Annotated in this window: 12 protein-coding genes and 1 pseudogene; 5 read left to right on the top strand and 8 right to left on the bottom strand. The window is 73.5% G+C overall.

Going from position 1 to position 13,846, the window contains the following annotated elements; translation table 11 throughout:
• Positions 1–172: 172 nt before the first annotated feature.
• A pseudogene (locus ACGFT2_RS01600) lies at positions 173–686 on the top strand (ATP-binding protein); the annotation flags it as partial.
• 712 nt (positions 687–1,398) lie between these two features.
• On the opposite strand, the gene ACGFT2_RS01595 reads toward ACGFT2_RS01600, so the two are convergent.
• From ACGFT2_RS01595 to ACGFT2_RS01585, 3 genes are read right to left on the bottom strand one after another with little or no spacing between them, the layout of a single operon-like run.
• On the bottom strand, positions 1,399–3,960 hold the full coding sequence (locus ACGFT2_RS01595; protein ID WP_393272376.1) for an ABC transporter permease: 2,562 nt from the start codon (positions 3,958–3,960) through the stop codon (positions 1,399–1,401).
• Positions 3,957–4,706, bottom strand: a complete 750-nt coding sequence (locus tag ACGFT2_RS01590) for an ABC transporter ATP-binding protein (protein ID WP_393272373.1) — start codon at positions 4,704–4,706, stop codon at positions 3,957–3,959. The genes ACGFT2_RS01595 and ACGFT2_RS01590 overlap by 4 nt, the downstream gene beginning before the upstream one ends.
• The gene (locus ACGFT2_RS01585) at positions 4,703–4,993 is read right to left on the bottom strand and encodes an SHOCT domain-containing protein (RefSeq protein WP_393272370.1); all 291 of its coding nucleotides are present in this window, start codon (positions 4,991–4,993) and stop codon (positions 4,703–4,705) included. The genes ACGFT2_RS01590 and ACGFT2_RS01585 overlap by 4 nt, the downstream gene beginning before the upstream one ends.
• Before the next feature lie 205 nt (positions 4,994–5,198).
• On the opposite strand from ACGFT2_RS01585, the gene ACGFT2_RS01580 reads away from it, so the two are divergent.
• Positions 5,199–5,774 (top strand): TetR/AcrR family transcriptional regulator, encoded by a 576-nt coding sequence (locus ACGFT2_RS01580; RefSeq protein WP_393272367.1) that lies wholly within the window; start codon positions 5,199–5,201, stop codon positions 5,772–5,774.
• 192 nt (positions 5,775–5,966) lie between these two features.
• A complete protein-coding gene (locus ACGFT2_RS01575; protein WP_393272364.1) occupies positions 5,967–6,545 on the top strand; it encodes a DUF4865 family protein in 579 nt (192 codons plus the stop codon).
• Between the two features lie 60 nt (positions 6,546–6,605).
• Here ACGFT2_RS01575 and ACGFT2_RS01570 read toward each other — a convergent pair whose 3' ends face one another.
• Both ACGFT2_RS01570 and ACGFT2_RS01565 read right to left on the bottom strand, forming a co-directional pair.
• On the bottom strand, positions 6,606–7,844 hold the full coding sequence (locus tag ACGFT2_RS01570; RefSeq protein WP_393272361.1) for an ROK family protein: 1,239 nt from the start codon (positions 7,842–7,844) through the stop codon (positions 6,606–6,608).
• A gap of 48 nt (positions 7,845–7,892) precedes the next feature.
• Positions 7,893–8,543, bottom strand: a complete 651-nt coding sequence (locus tag ACGFT2_RS01565; RefSeq protein ID WP_393272358.1) for an alpha-ketoglutarate-dependent dioxygenase AlkB family protein — start codon at positions 8,541–8,543, stop codon at positions 7,893–7,895.
• Between the two features lie 67 nt (positions 8,544–8,610).
• Between ACGFT2_RS01565 and ACGFT2_RS01560 the strand changes: the two genes are divergently transcribed.
• On the top strand, positions 8,611–9,744 hold the full coding sequence (locus ACGFT2_RS01560; protein ID WP_393272355.1) for a methyltransferase: 1,134 nt from the start codon (positions 8,611–8,613) through the stop codon (positions 9,742–9,744).
• A 413-nt stretch (positions 9,745–10,157) separates the two neighbouring features.
• Here ACGFT2_RS01560 and ACGFT2_RS01555 read toward each other — a convergent pair whose 3' ends face one another.
• Positions 10,158–11,018 carry a class II fructose-bisphosphate aldolase gene (locus tag ACGFT2_RS01555; protein ID WP_393272353.1) on the bottom strand — a complete coding sequence of 287 codons (861 nt, stop codon included), beginning with the start codon at positions 11,016–11,018 and terminating at the stop codon, positions 10,158–10,160.
• A gap of 33 nt (positions 11,019–11,051) precedes the next feature.
• The gene (locus ACGFT2_RS01550) at positions 11,052–11,933 is read right to left on the bottom strand and encodes an SIS domain-containing protein (protein WP_393272350.1); all 882 of its coding nucleotides are present in this window, start codon (positions 11,931–11,933) and stop codon (positions 11,052–11,054) included.
• 181 nt (positions 11,934–12,114) lie between these two features.
• On the opposite strand from ACGFT2_RS01550, the gene ACGFT2_RS01545 reads away from it, so the two are divergent.
• Entirely contained in the window at positions 12,115–12,894 is a 780-nt protein-coding gene (locus ACGFT2_RS01545; RefSeq protein WP_393272347.1) for a DeoR/GlpR family DNA-binding transcription regulator, read from the top strand.
• A 221-nt stretch (positions 12,895–13,115) separates the two neighbouring features.
• On the opposite strand, the gene ACGFT2_RS01540 is transcribed toward ACGFT2_RS01545, so the two are convergent.
• The gene (locus ACGFT2_RS01540; RefSeq protein WP_393272344.1) at positions 13,116–13,511 is read right to left on the bottom strand and encodes a luciferase family protein; all 396 of its coding nucleotides are present in this window, start codon (positions 13,509–13,511) and stop codon (positions 13,116–13,118) included.
• Between the last annotated feature and the right edge of the window lie 335 nt (positions 13,512–13,846).

The raw sequence follows: 13,846 nt of genomic DNA, 5'->3' as shown, positions 1-13,846 counted from the left end.
ATCCGCTGCGTCACGCTGGTCTCACGTCACTCTGGGTTTACCGGCGATAACGCTGCGAACCAGCCCGCCGGCCACGACAGCAGGCGGCCGTTTGGACGCAAGCACCCTGCTGGATCCGTTGTTCTCCGTGTTCCTCCGGTTCCTCCGGACCTCACATCGGGGAGTCGCAGCCGTGATCAGTCACCCAAGCAGGCACTGCACGGTGGAGCTCCAAGCCCTGCCGTCGCGGATCGGCCAGGTCCGCAGAATCGTATCTGCGCAGTTGCGCTACTGGCATATGGACCCCTTGATCGACCGGGCCGCGCTCGGTGTGACAGAGCTGCTGAGCAACGTCCACCGGCACGCCAGACCCGACAAGTCGTGCACCGTCGAACTCGAACTGCTGCCGGACCGCCTCACCGTGTCGGTGCGCGATCACGATCCGCGCCTTCCGGTGCCGGCCGACGCCGTGGCGGTACCGGCCGGTGACGTGACGGTACCCGGCGAGACCATGGCGGTACCGGCCGGTGCCCTGACGGGACCGGGCGACGCCATGGCTGTACCGGCCGGCGCCGTGGCCACGCCGGACGCCGGCCCGCTGGCCACCTGCGGCCGAGGACTGGCGATGGTCGCCGCGGTGAGCGAGAGCTGGGGCGCGCGGCCGGACGGCGAGAACGGCAAGGTCGTCTGGTTCACGCTGCCCGCCCCGCCGGCGGGGCGCGGCCACGCGGCCGGCGCACCGCGCGGAGCGGCGGAACGACAGCCGACGGCAACCCGCCCCGCCGAGTCCCGCCCTACACGGACACCGACACCGACATCCACACGGACATCTGCACCGGTCGGGGCACCGACTCCGGCGGGGACAGGTGCCCCGGTGGGGGCGGGCGCGCCGATTCCGGTCGGGGCAGGCACTCCGGTCGGGGCAGGCACTCCGGTCGGGGCAGGCACTCCGGTCGGGGCAGGCACTCCGGTCGGGGCAGGCACTCCGGTCGGGGCAGGGGCTCCGGTCGGGGCAGGGGCTCCGGCTCCGGCTCCGGCTCCGGTCTATGCCGCGGCTCCGGTCGGGGCAGGGAATGCGGTCGGCCCGGGGAGTGTGGTCGGCGCGGGGAGCGCGGCCGGCGCCGGGGCCTCGGGCGGTGCGGCGGCACCCGCTTCGGCCGCAGCCACGGCAGTCGCCGTGCCGCAGTCCGTGGCAGGACCCTCGACGCCCGCCGTCGCGGCAGCAGCTGCGGCAGCCGCCGCTTCGGCCGCGGCGAGGGCATCGGTTCCCGTCCGGCCGGCCGTTCGCGGCTGACCGGGCCCGGCCCGTGGCGTCGCCCGCCGGTCGCCGCTCCTTCGTGCCGCCGATCGTCACTCCCTCGTGCCGCCGATCGTCACTCCCTCGTGCCGCCGATCGTCACTCCTTCATGCCGCCGATCGTCACTCCGTCGCGATCGCCCGCAGGACGTCCAGGCGGGCGGCACGGCGGGCCGGGCGAAGGCCGGCGAGGGCGCCGGCCGTGATGCCGACCAGCGCGACCAGCGCGAGCCGCGTCGGCGGGAGCGCGAACGCGAACGCCGTGTCGCTCGCGCCCTCGGAGGCCTTCACCAGCACCCAGCCGAGGAAGGCTCCGAGTCCGAGTCCGCCCGCCGTGCCGAAGGCGGCGACCAGGACCGACTCCCAGCGGACCATGGCCCGCAGCTGGGCCCGGGTCTGGCCGACGGCCCGGAGCAGTCCCAGTTCCCGCGTGCGCTCGTGCAGGGCGAGGGTCAGCGTGTTGGCGATGCCGAGCAGGGCGATGACGACCGCGAGGGCGAGCAGCGCGTAGACGAGGGTCAGCATCATGTCGATGCCGGCCGCCGACGACCGCGCGTACTCGTCACGCGTCTGCACCTCGGGGTTGCCGTATCGCGCGGCGGTGTTGCGCACGGCCGCCCGGCCCGCGTCCGCGCTCACGCCGGGATCGAAGGTGACGGCGATCAGCCTGTCGGAGTCCTGGGTGCGGTGCGGGGCCCAGGCGGCCCGGCTGATGACGTAGTCGCCGGCGAGTTCGGAACGGTCGTAGACGGCCCGGACGGTGAAGTTCTCGCTCTTGCCGTCGGTGAAGGTCAGCCGGGCGGTGTCGCCGGTCCGCAGGTGCAGCCGGCCGGCCTCCTTCCGGGCGAGCGCGATGCCGTCACGACCGAGGTCGTGCAGCGAGCCGTCGACCGTGCCCAGGTCGAAGGTGCGGGCCAGCCCGGCCGGATCGGTGACCGTCAAGGCCCGTCCACCGCCGTCGACTTGGGCTACTCCGCGGCCGAGTCCGACGGCGGTGTCGACCTGCGGCAGCCGTTGCAGGGCGGGGGCGAGACGGGGGCTGACTCCGCTGCCGCCGGCGCCGAAGGAGGGGGTGCTCACGGCGAGGTCGCCCGCGAAGGACCGGGACACCGTCCGGTCCATGGTGGCCTTCAGAGAGGCGCCGAAGACGGTGAACAGCGACACCACGGCCACACCGATCATCAGCGCGCTCGCGGTCGCGGCCGTCCGCCTCGGGGTGCGCAGGGCGTTGCGGCGGGCCAGCCCGCCGGTGACACCGCGCAGCCGGCCCAGCGGTCCGCCGAGCAGTCGTACGGCCGTGGTGGCGGAGACCGGGCCCAGGACCACGAAGGCCGCGAGAGCGAGCAGTGCGCCGGCTCCGGCGAGCCAGAGGGACGGGGTGACGAGGACACCGGTGAGGGCGGTGGCGAGGGCCGACGCGCCGAGGACCGCTCCGGCGATCGTGCGGAACCGGGAAGCACCGGAGGTGTCGGCGGCCGTCTCGCGCAGCGCCGCCAGCGGGGCGGTGCGTCCGGCGCGCCGGGCGGGCTGCAGCGCGGAGCCGAGGCAGACCAGGACGCCCACCGCGAGGGGCAGCACCATCGACGGCGTCCTGATCACCAACTCGCCGTCGGGAAACGGGAATCCGAGCGCCGGGAACAGCGCCTGCAGCCCCGCGGCGATGCCGACACCGCCCGCGAGTCCGGTGGCGGATGCGGTGAGCGCGACCACGCTCGCCTCCATGAGGGCGGCGGCGGTGACCTGGCGGCGGGAAGCGCCCAGGGCACGCAACAGCGCGTGCTCGCGGACGCGTTGGGCGACCACGATCGCGAAGGTGTTGTGGATGGAGAAGGTGGCGACGAGCAGGGCGACGCCGCTGAAGACGAGCAGGAAGGTCGTGAAGAGGGTCAGGAACCGGCTGGAGATCATGTCGGTGTTCTCCTGCGCCGACCGCCGGCCCGTGATCGCCTCGACACCCTCGGGCAGGACGGGAGCCAGCCGGCGCACCAGCTCTTGCTGGCCGGTTCCGGGGCCGGCCCGAACGGCGATGCTCGCCGCCCGCCCCGGCCGGGCCGTCAGGTACTTCTCGGCGTCGGCACGGGTCATGCCCGTGAAGGTCACCTGGGCCATGCCGTCCTGACCGCCGAACGTGGCGAGACCGACGACGGTCACCCGGACCGGGTCCGGTGTGCGCAGCGTGGTGGTGTCACCGATCTTCAGGCCGCCCTTCTTCGCGGCGCCCCGGTTCACCACGACCTCGCCGGACCGGGCGGGGGCACGGCCCTCGGCGATGCCGTACGGGTTGAGCCCGGCGTCGGTGATCCAGTTGCCGGCGAGGGTGGGCGGTCCCTGCCCGCCGACGGGTTCTCCGTCGGCGCCGACGAGTTGACCGGCGCCCTGGATCTGCGGAGCGGCCGCCGCCACGCCGGGGACGCGCTCGATGGCCTCGACCAGCGAGGTGTCCACCGGCCGCCGTACGCCCTGGGCCTCGCCGGGTGCGGTGATGGCGTCGGCGCCGCGTACGACGGCGTCGGTGCCGCTGGTGGCCTCGCCGAACATGCTGTCGAAACCTGCCCGCAGGGTGTCGCCCATGACGAGCGTGCCCGCCAGGAAGGCGACCCCGAGGAAGACGGCGAGGAACGTTCCGGCGAAGCGGCGCCGGTGGGTACGCAGCGAGGTGAGGCTGAGCCGGAGAGATGCGCTCACGCCGGCACCTCGAAGGCTTTCATGCGGTCCAGGACCTTGCCGGCGGACGGTGCCGGCATCCGGTCGACCAGGCGTCCGTCGGCGAGGAAGAGGACCTCGTCGGCGTGGGCGGCGGCCACCGGGTCGTGGGTGACCATGACGACCGTGCGCCCGGTCCGGCGCACGGCCCGGCCGAGGAGCCCGAGGACCTCCGCTCCGGAGCGGGAGTCCAGGTTGCCGGTCGGTTCGTCGGCGAAGACGATGTCGGGCCGGCCGGCGAACGCCCGTGCCACGGCGACGCGTTGCTGCTGGCCGCCGGACAGCTCGGCGGGGCGGTGGTGCAGCCAGCCGCGCAGCCCGACGACGTCGACGAGCGTGTCGATCCAGTCCCGGTCGCCGCGCCGGCCTGCCAGGTCCAGGGGCAGGGTGATGTTCTCGGCGACGGTCAGCGTGGGCACCAGGTTGAACGCCTGGAACACGAAGCCGACCCGGTCGCGGCGCAGCAGCGTCAGCCGGCGGTCGTCCAGCGCGCCCAGCTCGGTGTCGCCGATGTAGGCCGCGCCCGAGGTGAGTGTGTCGAGGCCGGCCGCGCAGTGCATGAGGGTGGACTTGCCGGAGCCCGAGGGACCCATGATCGCCGTGAAGCGTCCGGCCGGGAAGGTGACGTCGACGCGGTCCAGGGCGCGTACGGCGGTGTCGCCGCCGCCGTACACCTTCACCGCGTCGACGACACGGGCCGCGATCCGCGGTGCGGCCGTCGCGGTCATGCCGCGCCGCCCTTGCCGAGGCGGCCGAACTGCTCCTCCAGGACGGACAGGCGGCGCCGGTACTCGTCCTCGTCGATCTCACCGGAGGCGAAGCGGCGGCCGAGGACCGCGAGCGGGGAGTCGCCCGCCGGGCGGCCACCGTCCATGTGCGGCCAGGGCCCGCCGGGGCCGCGCCGTCCGGTGCGGCGCAGGAAGGTGACGGCGCCGATCACGACGGCCGCCCAGATCAGTGGGAGGAACAGGATCCAGGGGCCGGGTCCGCCGTCCCAGTCGGCCAGGGTCTGCATCTCGGATCATCTCCGTCATCGGTTCGGGTCTTCGGGTGATGTCCTGAGCCTGCCGCCGGCCGGGGGTCCGGGTCGTCGTGCGGCCGGCGGCGGTGCGCGTACGTCCCCCGGAGTACGCGAGGCACGCCGGCCTGCTTCCCGCGGCTCGGCCGGCACCTTCGAACCGGCCTGGCGAAATGTAACTACTGGTATGTACAGTGACGGCATGAGCACCTCGGAACGGCTGATCGAGTCCACCCGTGAGCTGCTGTGGGAGCGCGGGTACGTGGGGACCAGCCCCAAGGCGATCCTCGAGCGCGCGGGCGCCGGACAGGGCAGCATGTACCACCACTTCAAGGGCAAGCCGGACCTCGCGCTGGCGGCGATCCGGCGGACGGCCGAGGAACTGCGGGCCACCGCCGAGCACGTCCTGAGCGGGCCGGGCACGCCGTACGAGCGGATCGAGTCGTATCTGCGGCGCGAGCGTGACGTGCTGCGCGGCTGCCCGGTCGGCAGACTGACCATGGACCCGGACGTGATCGCGAGCGACGAGCTGCGGGCGCCGGTGGACGAGACGATCGCACGGATCCGGCAGCTGATCGCAGGCATCGTCGAAGAGGGCAAACTTCAGGGGCAGTTCGCCCGCAGGCTGGACGGCGAGGAGATCGCCGCGGCGGTCCTCGCGACGCTGCAGGGCGGCTATGTCCTCGCCCGGGCGTCGGGCTCACCCGCCGCTTTCGACGCCGGTGTCCGCGGCCTGCTCTCCCTGCTCGCACCTCCAACTCCCGGACAGGACGACTGAGTCACGTACACCGGCACCGGCTCGGTGCGGGGCCGCGCGCCTTCATGCCCGCTCTCGCGGTCACGGAGACCGCCGAGGACGGCACGGCCACCGAGCGGCACGCCCATGTACCGACCCCCGAGCACCCGGCCGGCAATCATCGACCTGAGGTCTTTGGTCTCCGGTCTCCGGCCTCCAAGGAAGGACCGCCTCATGCACGCCATGCAGTACGAGATGACCCTCCCCGCCGACTACGACATGAGCGTCATCCGTGCGCGGGTGGCCCGCGTCGGGCATCTGCTCGACGACTGGGAGGGCCTCGGCTTCAAGTCGTACCTGGTGCGCGAACGCGGCCGGCACGGCTCCGAGGTCAACCAGTACGCCCCGTTCTACCTGTGGAACACCGTGGAGGGCATGAACCGCTTCCTGTGGGGTGGCGCCTTCCAGGGGCTGGTGGACGACTTCGGCAGGCCCGCGGTGCTGCAGTGGACCGGACTCGCCTACGCCGAGGGCACGGCGTCGCGCGCCGCGTTCGCCGTACGACGGAGGGAACCACTGCCGGCCGGGACCGAACTGTCCGCGCTGATGGCGGAAGCGGTCGGTGAGACGGAGCGGCTGGCCGGTGCGGACGGGGCCGTGCTCGCCGCGGCGGCCGTGGACCCGCACCGCTGGGAACTGGTCCGGTTCTCCCTCTGGGAGGACGACGCGCCCGAGACCGCGGGAGAGGTCTTCGAGGTGCTGCACCTGTCCGCTCCGGGCCGCGAGCTGATCCCCCGGGGCCGGCAGTGGTGAGCCGCATCCGTGCCTGCGCGGACCCGCGCCCGACGGACCCCGCGGGTCCGCGCAGGTCCGTCAGCGCAGGGCGCCCAGCGGGTCGTCCAGTACCGGCTGCCAGGCCAGCTCCGCCGCTCCGACCAGGCTGTTGTGGTTCAGGGTGCACGGCAGGATCGGTACGCCGCCGCTCTGACCCCACAGACTGCGGTCGGCGACGACGGCCCGCAGGCGGGCGGGGTCGGAGTCCAGGAGGGTGCGGTGCAGGCCGCCGAGGATGATCCGGTCGGGGTTCAGGATGTTGACGAGCCCGGCGAGACCGAGGCCGAGGCGGTCGATCAGGGCTTCGGCGGCGAGACGGACGGACGGGTCGGCGTACTGCGTGCGCAGCAGGTCGTTGGCCTGCTGGAGGAGGGACATCTCGGGACCCGGCGCGCGGCCCGCCTCGACCAGCAGGGCGAGCGGATCGGCCTCGACGTCCAGGCAGCCCCGGCTTCCGCAGTGGCAGGGGCGGCCCTCCGGGTTCACGGTGAGATGGCCGACCTCCAGGGCGAGGCCCGAACTGCCGGTGTGCAGGCGGCCGTCCAGCACCAGTGCGCCGCCGACGCCACGGTGCCCGGTGGCCACGCAGAGCAGGTCCCGGGCGCCCCGGCCGGCGCCGTGCCGGTGTTCGGCGAGCGCGGCGAGGTTGACGTCGTTGGCCGCGAAGGCCGGGCCGGTGATGCCCGCCGCGCGCACACACTCCGCGAAGATCCGCCGCACCTGGGCGCCGACGGGCCAGGCCAGGTGCAGGGGGTTGAGGGCCAGGCCGTCGGGTTCGGCGACGGCGGACGGTACGGCCAGGCCGGCGCCCACACAGCTGCGGCCGGTCGTGCGCAGCAGGTCGGCGCCCGCCTCGACGACCGATCCGAGCACCTTCGCCGGGTCGGCGTCGACGGTCTGGCAGCCGGGCGCAGTCGCCACGATCCGCCCGCCGAGGCCGACCAGCGCGGCCCGGAAGCCGTCGGCGTGCACCTGCGCCGCCAGGGCCACCGGTCCGTCCTCGGCGATCTCCAGCCGGTGCGAGGGGCGGCCCTGGGAGCCGGCGGCGGCTCCGGGCCGGGCGTCCACCCGGATCAGGCCCAGCGCCTCCAGCTCGGCGGCCACCGCGCCGGCCGTGGCACGGGTGACGCCGAGTTCGGCGGTGAGCACGGCCCGGGTCGGTGCCCGGCCGGTGTGCACCAGCTCCAGCGCGGGGCCCAGCGCACCGCGCCCCCGGTCCAGCCGGGCCCTCGAAGTGGTCCTCTCCCCCGCCGTCCGGGGATCCGCGTCGCCGCTCATGAGGGCGAGTCTCCCATGATCCGCACCAGTGGTGGCCGGCGCCGCCGGCTACAGGCCGCTCACCCGAAGCGTGATGTTCAGCCGGCCGGCGAGGCCCAGCCAGGACGGGGCCGTGCCCGGGTACACGCGCGGCACGCCGTGGTAGGCGAGCCGGGAGGGTCCGCCGAAGACGAACAGGTCCCCGCTGCGCAGTTCCACGTCGGTGTACGGCTTCGCGCGGGTCTCGGTGTTGCCGAAGCGGAACACACAGCGGTCGCCGAGGGACAGCGAGACGACCGGGGCGTCGGCCTGCTCGTCGGCGTCGCGGTGCATGCCCATGCGGGCGTCCCCGTCGTAGAAGTTGATCAGCGCGATGTCGTACGCGCCGGCCGGGAGGGCCCGCGGGTCGAGCGCGTCGGCCACCGCGGTCCGTCCCAGCTCGTCGAGCCAGGCCGGGAACGGCTTCACGGGCGCTCCGTCGCCGTCGACGGCCGTGGGGGCATAGCCGTACGGGTACCAGTGCCGGCCCAGGCAGACCTGGCGCGCGGTCATCGTGCCGCCGCCCGGGGTGCGGACCGTGCGCAGGCCCGCCGGTGGCAGCGCCCATTCCCGGCAGGCTGCGACCAGCTCGCGCTGCCGTTCGGGGGCTAGCCAGTCCGGGACGTGCACGGCGCCCGGCGCGGCCTCCGCACGCTCCCTGGGAAACAGCTCCACATCCACGCCCCTATCCTCCCCCACCGCCCCTGATCTGCGGCTCCGCTAGCCTGGACACACGATGAGCGACCGTATGACGACACCGTGGGGCGAGGTCGAGCTGACCCGCTTCCCCGAGGATCCGCGCGACCGGCTGCGAGCCTGGGACGCCTCCGACGCGTATCTGCTGCGGCATCTGGCCGAGGAGCAGGTGCCGATCGAGGGGACGGTCGTGGTGCTCGGGGACCGGTGGGGCGCGCTGGTCACGGCGCTCGCGAAGCACTCGCCGGCGCAGATCACCGACTCCTTCCTGACCCAGGAGGCGACGCGGGCCAACCTGGCGCGGGCCGGCGTCGAGCCGGGTGCCGTACGGCTTCTGACCACGCAGGATCCGCCCCCGGAGCGCGTGGACGTGCTGCTCGTGCGGGTGCCCAAGAGCCTCGCCCTGCTGGAGGACCAGCTGCTGCGGCTGGCGCCCGCCGTACACGCCGGGACGGTCGTCGTCGGCACCGGGATGGTGAAGGAGATCCACACCTCCACGCTCCGGCTGTTCGAGCGGATCCTCGGCCCGACCCGGACCTCGCTCGCTCGGCAGAAGGCCCGGCTGATCTTCTGCACCCCCGACCCGGCGCTGGAGCGGCCCGCCCACGGGTGGCCGTACGGCTACACCCTCCCGGAGGGCGTAGGGGCGGTGTCGGGGAGCACGGTCGTCAATCACGCGGGGGTCTTCTGCGCCGACCGGCTCGACATCGGCACCCGCTTCTTCCTGCGGCACCTGCCCGGGCCTGGCGCGGGCCGCGTGGTGGACCTCGGGTGCGGCAACGGCGTGGTCGGTACGGCGGTGGCGCTGGCCGATCCGGCGGCCGAGGTGCTGTTCGTGGACGAGTCGTTCCAGGCGGTGGCCTCGGCGGAGGCGACGTACAAGGCGAACGGGGTGCCCGGGCATGCCGAGTTCCGGGTCGGCGACGGGCTCGCCGGAGTGGCGCCGGGCAGTGTGGACCTCGTCCTGAACAACCCGCCGTTCCACTCCCACCAGGCGACGACCGACGCGACCGCCTGGCGGATGTTCACCGGGGCGAAGCGGGCGCTGCGGCCGGGCGGCGAATTGTGGGTGATCGGCAACCGGCACCTCGGCTACCACGTCAGGCTCAAGCGGTTGTTCGGCAACTGCGAACTGGTCGCCGGCGACCCGAAGTTCGTGGTGCTGAAGGCCGTGAAGAAGAGCTAGCGCCCAAGGCCCGGCGCGGCGGCCCGAGTTCGCGCGTGCGGCCTCGCCGAAGGCCGAGGGGACTTGCCGAAGCCGAGGGGACTTGCCGAAGCCGAGGGAACTTGCCGAAGGCCGGCAGGCCTCACCGAAGGCCCCCCGGCCGGGGACTCCTACACGGGCCTCGATCCCAGATGTGGACGGATCGGCCCGACGGGCGTGAGTGTGTGCGCGCATGGGACCCGCCCCACCGGCGCCGTGGCAGGTGCGTGCCGAGGCGGGGCCACGGATCGGCCGGACGGGCGTGAGTGCGTGCGTGGGACCCGCCCCACCGGCGCCGGCGGCAGGTGCGTGCCGACGCGGGAACCCGTGCGCACCGACGCCGGCGGCGACGGTGTCCGGCGGCTCCCCCGAGGTGGAGGTGGTCCGCCGCGTGATCAGCCGGGGGTGCGGGAGAGGACGCGGATGATGCGGGCGACCTCACGGGCCATCGCCTCCCGGCCCACACTGAGGTACTTCCGGGAGTCGACGGCCTCCGGGTGGGCGGCGAGGAACTCGCGGATCGCCGCGGTCATGGCGACGTTGAGAGCGGTGCCGACGTTGACCTTGGCGATGCCGCCGCCGACCGCCGCCACCAGCCCGTCGTCCGGCACGCCCGAGGAGCCGTGCAGCACCAGCGGCACGGCGAGGGCGGCGGACAGCCGGTCGAGCAAGCCGTGGTCGAGGATGGCCGTGCGGGCGGTCATGGCGTGCACACTGCCGACCGCGACGGCGAGGGCGTCGGCTCCGGTACCGGCGACGAAGTCCCGTGCCTGGTAGGGGTCGGTCCGGGCGCCGGGCGCGTGCGCGTCCAGCGGCCGTCGTCCGTCCTTGCCGCCGACCTGCCCCAACTCGGCCTCGATCCAGAGCCCTTGGGAATGCGCCCAGTCGGCGGCGGACCGGGTCGCGGCGAGGTTGTCGGCGTACGGGAGACGGGCCGCGTCGTACATCACCGAGCTGAAGCCCGCGCCGGGCGCCTGCCGCAGCAGGTCGTCGCTCTGCACGTGGTCCAGGTGCAACGCGACGGGGACGGTGGCCCGTTCGGCGGAGGCGACGGCGGCGCGGGCCAGCGGCAGCAGTCGTCCGTAACGGAACTTGACGGCGTTCTCACTGACTTGGAGGACGACCGGGGCACCGGCCGATTCGGCTCCGGCGATGACGGCTTCGATGTGTTCCAGGGTGATGACGTTGAACGCGGCGACGGCCGAGCGGGCCTCGGCGGCGCGGGTGACCAGCTCGCCGGTTGACGCGAGAGGCACGGGAGTGTCCTTCCGGGACGCGGGGCGGTGGACTCAGGGGGCCAGGATCACCGAGCGGGTCAGGTGGCGCGGCCGGTCGGGGTCGAGGCCACGGGCGGCGGCGACGGCGACGGCCAGCCGCTGGGCCCGGACGAGTTCGGCGAGCGGGTCGAGTGCGCCCTCGACCCACAGGGCGCCGGTGGCCCGTACCTGCTCGGCGAGGCCTTCGGGAGCCTCCCCGAGCATCCAGGTGGCCGTGCCCTCGGTGGTGACGCTGATCGGGCCGTGCCGGTACTCCATCGCCGGGTAGGCCTCGGTCCAGGACAGGGAGGCCTCGCGCATCTTCAGTCCGGCCTCGTTCGCCAGCCCGACGGTCCAGCCGCGCCCGAGAAAGGTGAACTGGGTGCAGTCGACCAGCCTTTGGGACAGAGGAGTGGACAGGGCGGTGCGCGCGTCGGCGACGACGGTGTCGGCGTGCAGGCCGAGGTGGGCGCGCAGGAGGGTGAGTGCCGTGGTCGCGAACCGGGTCTGGACGACGGAGCGTTCGTCGGCGAAGTCCAGTACGACGAGGTCGTCGGCGGCCGCCATGACGGGCGTCCGCGGATCGGCGGTGACCGCCGTGGTGCGGGTACGCCCCTTCAACCCGCCCAGCAGCTCCAGCACTTCGGTGGTGGTGCCGGAGCGGGTGAGGGCGATCACCCGGTCGTACGACCGCCCGCGCGGGAACTCGGAGGCGGCGAACGCGTCGGTCTCGCCCTGTCCGGCGCCCTCCCGCAGTGCGGCCACGGCCTGCGCCATGAAGTACGAGGTCCCGCACCCGACGACGGCGACCCGCTCCCCGGACCCCGGCAGCACGTCGCGGTGGCGCCCCGCCTCCTCGGCCACCCGTATCCAGCACTCCGGCTGGCTGTTCAGCTCGTCCTCGACATGGGTCATGCCCACACCCTCCCCTTGCTGATTGTTCCTGCAAGATATAGCGAGCTTTCGAGCACAATCAAGCATCTGGAGCCCAAGGCCGGGTGCGCTAAGGTCACCGAGAGAGACGGAGAAGGACCGGGGAACGCTCGGGGAACGACCGGCGAGCGATCGGCGGCCGATCGGGGAACGGAGGCCGTGGATGTCGCGGGACGCCCGCTGGAAGGCGCTGCTGGAACTGCTCGTCGAGCGCGGCCGGCTGGAGGTCGAGGAGGCCGCGGGCGAGCTGCTCGTGTCGGCGGCGACGATCCGCCGGGACTTCGACCAGCTCGCCGAACAGCAGATGCTGGTGCGCACGCGGGGCGGAGCGGTGGTGCACGGGGTGTCGTACGAACTCCCCCTGCGCTACAAGACGGCCCGCCGCGCCTCCGAGAAGCAGCGCATCGCCAAGGCCGTCGCCGATCTCGTGGCACCCGGCGAGGCGGTGGGGCTGACCGGCGGTACGACCACCACGGAGGTGGCCCGCGCCCTCGCCGTACGCGGTGACCTGTCCACCGGCTCGCCGGCACTCACCGTCGTCACCAATGCGCTGAACATCGCCAACGAGCTTGCCGTGCGGCCGCAGTTCAAGATCGTGGTGACGGGCGGGGTGGCGCGCCCGCAGTCGTACGAACTCATCGGCCCGCTCGCGGACGGAGTGCTCGGCCAGATCACCCTCGACGTGGCGGTGCTCGGCGTGGTCGCCTTCGACGCCCTCCACGGAGCGGCGGCGCACGACGAGGCGGAGGCCGCGATCAACCGGGTGCTCTGCGAGCGCGCCGAACGCGTGGTGGTGGCCGCCGACTCCAGCAAGCTCGGGCAGCGGGCCTTCGCCCGTATCTGCGGGGCGGACCTGGTGAACACGCTCGTGACGGACACGGCGGTGAGCCAGGAGACGGTCCGCCGGTTCGAGGAGGCGGGCGTCAAGGTCCTGGCGGTGTGAGGGACCGACGGGCCACCGGCATCCGGGATTTCGCGGGGCCGGGACCGGTACCCGTCCGGACCGCGCGGTGAACGAGCCGTGAACTCAGAACGAGCCGTGAACTCACAACGAGCCGTGAACTCACAACGAGCCGTGGACTCACAACTCAGGTGAACCCAGCACCCCGTGAACCCAGCGCCCCGTGAACCCAGCGTCCCGTGGGCTCCGAACGCGAGGAGAACTCAGAACGCGCTCAGTACGGCCGTCACGAAACCCGCGCCCCGCTGGTCGTTGCAGCCGAATACGGGCCGGTCGGCGGGGTCGGGCCACGCCTGGTGGGCCTGGAGCGCCACGCTCACCAGGGTCAGCAGCAGGTCGACGTCGCTGGCGGCGTCGAGGCGCAGTGTCACCCACTGCGAGCCGGGCACGACCCTGATCGCCCCGGCGTCCTTGAAATCCTTGGCGAACCGGCGGACGGCCCGGTCGGTCAGTCTGAGGTCGACGTCCCGGTCCGAGTGGAAGTGGGCGATCTCGCCCTGGACCGAAGTCACCGCCTCTCCCACTCCGCAGCTCGGGACGGCCTGTCTCAGGTCCGGCCAGGTCGCCAGTTGCGCGAGCGCGCGTGAGGCCAACGTCATGGGCCCATCATGGCGCGCTCACCCGCCCGCAACCAGCTCGTGAGCAAGTATTAACCGTCCGGTATCCGCCAGGGGGTTTCCACCCGCACACACGCACCCTCTTCGAACAGGCCGCCTTCGGAAGCGTGTTGCCCGGACCCACCGGGAGAAGTCCGGAAAGCCGTCACCCGCCGGCCGGCCCAAGAGGCCTGCCGGACCGGCCACGTCCGCAGCGCGCCCGCGCGAGGCCCGCACAACGACCCCATCCTCGACGGCACTCCCTCGCCGCCGCTCCCTCGCCGCCACTCCCTCAAGGCACCCCCCCTCGCCACCGCTCCCTCGCCGCCACTCCCTCA

This window comes from Streptomyces sp. NPDC048514, assembly GCF_043199955.1.
In the GTDB taxonomy this organism is placed as follows: Bacteria; Actinomycetota; Actinomycetes; order Streptomycetales; family Streptomycetaceae; genus Streptomyces.
Note: the sequence above shows the minus strand (reverse complement) of the source record. Positions and strands in the feature narration are given on the sequence as shown.

Excerpts from the sequence above, each read along its gene's own strand:
- ACGFT2_RS01580 (WP_393272367.1), top strand. The coding sequence starts at position 5,199 with ATGAGCACCTCGGAACGGCTGATCGAGTCCACCCGTGAGCTGCTGTGG.
- ACGFT2_RS01560 (WP_393272355.1), top strand. The coding sequence starts at position 8,611 with ATGACGACACCGTGGGGCGAGGTCGAGCTGACCCGCTTCCCCGAGGAT.
- ACGFT2_RS01575 (WP_393272364.1), top strand. The coding sequence starts at position 5,967 with ATGCACGCCATGCAGTACGAGATGACCCTCCCCGCCGACTACGACATG.
- ACGFT2_RS01570 (WP_393272361.1), bottom strand. The coding sequence starts at position 7,844 with ATGAGCGGCGACGCGGATCCCCGGACGGCGGGGGAGAGGACCACTTCG.
- ACGFT2_RS01550 (WP_393272350.1), bottom strand. The coding sequence starts at position 11,933 with ATGACCCATGTCGAGGACGAGCTGAACAGCCAGCCGGAGTGCTGGATA.
- ACGFT2_RS01590 (WP_393272373.1), bottom strand. The coding sequence starts at position 4,706 with ATGACCGCGACGGCCGCACCGCGGATCGCGGCCCGTGTCGTCGACGCG.
- ACGFT2_RS01540 (WP_393272344.1), bottom strand. The coding sequence starts at position 13,511 with ATGACGTTGGCCTCACGCGCGCTCGCGCAACTGGCGACCTGGCCGGAC.
- ACGFT2_RS01545 (WP_393272347.1), top strand. The coding sequence starts at position 12,115 with ATGTCGCGGGACGCCCGCTGGAAGGCGCTGCTGGAACTGCTCGTCGAG.
- ACGFT2_RS01585 (WP_393272370.1), bottom strand. The coding sequence starts at position 4,993 with ATGCAGACCCTGGCCGACTGGGACGGCGGACCCGGCCCCTGGATCCTG.